Annotated in this window: 5 protein-coding genes; 4 read left to right on the top strand and 1 reads right to left on the bottom strand. The window is 65.8% G+C overall.

The features are described from left to right. The 4 genes from AC1D1P_RS20145 to alkB all read left to right on the top strand — a co-directional run. The coding region (locus AC1D1P_RS20145; protein WP_477674186.1) for an HAD-IC family P-type ATPase at nucleotides 1–633 on the top strand (633 nt) is incomplete at its 5' end. Beyond that, nucleotides 626–1039, top strand: coding sequence for a Cu(I)-responsive transcriptional regulator (cueR, locus tag AC1D1P_RS20140; protein ID WP_477670454.1), 414 nt, complete (start codon nucleotides 626–628; stop codon nucleotides 1037–1039). The genes AC1D1P_RS20145 and cueR, both read left to right, overlap by 8 nt. Before the next feature lie 101 nt (nucleotides 1040–1140). Beyond that, nucleotides 1141–1884, top strand: a complete 744-nt coding sequence (locus AC1D1P_RS20135; protein WP_477674185.1) for a 2OG-Fe(II) oxygenase — start codon at nucleotides 1141–1143, stop codon at nucleotides 1882–1884. 10 nt (nucleotides 1885–1894) lie between these two features. Further along, the gene (gene alkB / locus AC1D1P_RS20130) at nucleotides 1895–2548 is read left to right on the top strand and encodes a DNA oxidative demethylase AlkB (RefSeq protein ID WP_477670452.1); all 654 of its coding nucleotides are present in this window, start codon (nucleotides 1895–1897) and stop codon (nucleotides 2546–2548) included. 15 nt (nucleotides 2549–2563) lie between these two features. On the opposite strand, the gene AC1D1P_RS20125 is transcribed toward alkB, so the two are convergent. After that, nucleotides 2564–2721, bottom strand: a 158-nt coding sequence (locus AC1D1P_RS20125) for a TIM barrel protein (RefSeq protein ID WP_477674187.1), incomplete at its 5' end; no start/stop codon positions are given.

Here is a 2721-nt window from a genome sequence, read left to right as displayed (position 1 = left end):
GCCCAGGGCCGCACGGTGTCGTGGCTGGCCGAAGTCACCGGAACACCGCAGCTTCTCGGGCTGATGGCGTTTGGCGACATGCTCAAAAGCAGCGCGGCGCCGGCGATTTCCCGCCTCCACGCACTGGGCATTCAAACCGCTTTGGTGACCGGCGACAACCGCGGCAGCGCCGAAGCCGTGGCGCAGCAACTCGGAATAGACCTTGTGCACAGCCAGGTGTTGCCGCAAGACAAAGCCGCCATCATCGGCCAACTCAAGGCCGCTGCGCAAGCGCAAAGCGGGCGTGTGGCCATGGTGGGCGACGGCATCAACGATGCACCCGCCCTCGCCGCGGCCGATGTGGGCATCGCGATGTCCACCGGCACCGACGTGGCCATGCACGCCGCCGGCATCACGCTGATGCGCGGCAACCCGGCGCTGGTGGCGGACGCCATCGATATTTCGCGCCGCACCTACGCCAAGATCCGCCAGAACCTGTTCTGGGCTTTTGTTTACAACGTGGTCGGTATTCCGCTGGCTGCGCTGGGGCTGCTCAGCCCCGTCATCGCCGGCGCCGCCATGGCGCTGAGCAGCGCCAGTGTGGTGATGAACGCCCTGCTGTTGCGCCGCTGGAAAGGGAGCACCCATGACTGACACATTTGATATTGGTCCGCTCAACATCGGCCAGGCCGCTGCGCACACGGGCGTGTCCGCCAAGATGATTCGCCACTACGAGTCGCTGGGCCTGCTGCCCACCGTGCACCGCACCGATGCGGGTTACCGCCAGTACGGCGAAAAAGAAGTGCACACGCTGCGCTTCATACGCCGCGCCCGCGCGCTGGGGTTCAGCATGATCGAGATCGCCGAGTTGCTCAAGTTATGGCAGAACAAGCGCCGCGCGAGTGCCGACGTCAAGCGCATCGCGCTGGCCCATGTGGCCGACCTGGAGCGCCGTATTGCCGAGATGGAAGCGATGAAGCAGACCCTGGGCCACCTGGCGCACTGCTGCCAGGGCAACAGCCGGCCTGATTGCCCCATCCTCTCCGAGCTGGCTGCTTGACCAAGGTCGAATGAAATGTCCGATTCCGGCGAGCGTTAGCGAGCCGCCGGATTTATCCTGAATGCGTTGATGGATGCCCCATCGCCTCAAAGGATTTCCGCATGCCGCCCGTTTCCGATGCCCCCAGCCTGTTGCCCGAATCCGCCGACACGGATGCCGGAACAGGCGGCTGGGCGCACATTACAGCCACACTCAACCGCTACGGCAGCGCCGTGCTGCCGCAGCTGCTGGGCGCGCAGGAATGTGAGGCCGTCACCGCGCTCTATGCCGATGCGGGCCGCTTTCGCAGCCGGGTGGTGATGCAGCGCCACGGCTTCGGCCAGGGCGAATACCAGTACTTCCGCTACCCGCTGCCGGACATCGTGGCGCGGCTGCGCACCACGCTTTACCCGCGGTTGGTCGGCGTGGCCAATGCCTGGAACCAGGCCATGGGGATTGACGTGCGCTATCCGCCGGTCCATGCCGATTTCCTCGCACGCTGTCACGCGGCAGGCCAGCAGCGGCCTACACCGCTGCTCTTGCAATATGGTCCTGGAGACTACAACTGCCTGCACCAGGACCTGTATGGCGAGCACGTGTTCCCGATCCAGGTCGCCGTGCTGCTGTCGCGCCCGGGCGAAGATTTCACGGGCGGCGAGTTTGTGCTGACGGAGCAGCGCCCGCGCATGCAGTCGCGGCCCGAGGTGGTGCCGCTGCGGCAGGGCGACGCCGTGGTGTTTGCCGTGCATCACCGGCCGGTGCAGGGCAGCCGCGGCTTTTACCGGGTCAACATGCGGCACGGCGTGAGCACGGTGCGTAGCGGCCGCCGGCACACGCTGGGCATTATTTTTCATGATGCTGAGTAAAGGAGATGGTGTGACCCTGGGGCTTTTCGATGAGGTGCCGGCGCCATACACCGCGCCCGAGGTGATGGCACCAGGCGCCATGCTGCTGCGCGGCTTTGCCTGCGAGGTGGACGAAGTGTTACTGCAAGCTGTGCAAGACGTCACCGCGGCCGCGCCGCTGCGCCACCTGGTCACGCCGGGCGGCTACACCATGTCGGTCGCGATGAGCAATTGCGGCGCGCTGGGCTGGGTGTCCGATCACAGCGGTTACCGCTATGACGCGAACGACCCGCTTTCAGGCCGACGCTGGCCGGCCATGCCAGCCTGCTTTGCCGAACTGGCACTGCACGCCGCAGCGGAAGCGGGTTTCGGCAATTTTCGGCCGGACGCCTGCCTGATCAACCGCTATGAGCCCGGAGCGCGCCTCTCGCTACACCAGGACAAGGATGAAGGCAGCATGGAGGCGCCGATTGTGTCGGTGTCGATGGGCTTGCCGGCGGTGTTTTTGTTCGGCGGCCTGAATCGCAGCGACCGCCCCGCGCGATACCGCCTGGTGCATGGCGACGTGGCGGTGTGGGGCGGCCCGTCGCGGCTGGCTTATCACGGCGTAGCACCGCTGGCCGAGGGCGAACACGCGCGCCTGGGCAGGCAGCGCATCAATTTGACGTTTCGTTGCGCGCGCTGAATGCTGCGAACGCGCTCAGGCGCATTCGCGAAGTCTTTTCAGCCAGCCCAGCCCGGCCTGCGTAGCGCCGGCTTCTGCGCCGCGCAGCGGCTTGTATTCACACCCTACCCAACCGCTGTAGCCGAGCTCATCGAGCAGCGCGAACAGATAGGGGTAGTTGATCTCACCGACAT

The organism is Polaromonas sp. P1_E1_2, assembly GCF_056406035.1.
The sequence above is the reverse complement of the archived record's forward strand: the minus strand, read 5'-3'. Positions and strand labels throughout refer to the sequence as shown.